This window comes from Gillisia marina (assembly GCF_000258765.1).
GTDB lineage: Bacteria > Bacteroidota > Bacteroidia > Flavobacteriales > Flavobacteriaceae > Gillisia > Gillisia marina.
The window spans coordinates 1-290 of the sequence record NZ_AJLT01000112.1 but is presented as its reverse complement, the minus strand read 5'-3'; the positions used below and the strand labels follow the sequence as shown (position 1 = coordinate 290).

At 40.3% G+C, this 290-nt stretch carries 1 protein-coding gene; it reads right to left on the bottom strand.

Annotation, left to right across the window (positions count from 1 at the left end; translation table 11 throughout):
• Nucleotides 1-79: 79 nt before the first annotated feature.
• A partial coding sequence (locus ON07_RS16640) for a GIY-YIG nuclease family protein (protein WP_029332074.1) occupies nucleotides 80-290 on the bottom strand: 211 nt, incomplete at its 5' end.

The following is a 290-nucleotide window of genomic DNA, read 5'->3' as shown; positions in this document are numbered from 1 at the left end:
CGCCTCGGTAAAAAACACTCGAACTGACGGTTTTGAAATTTGTATCGAGAACGACTAAGGGAAGGTTTAATGAAATTTACTACGAAAAATTTTTCTTTGCCAGATTAGGGAGTTCACTAAACTCACCTGCAATAAGGGCTTCCTTTTTTGCACGGGACCAGTTTTTCACTTGTTTTTCTGTGGCTATGGCGTAGTTAATATCTGTGAACTCTGCGTAATACACTAGTGCAACCGGTAGCCTTTGGGAAGTGTAGCTGTCAGGATATTTGGAAGATTGATGTTCAAACAGA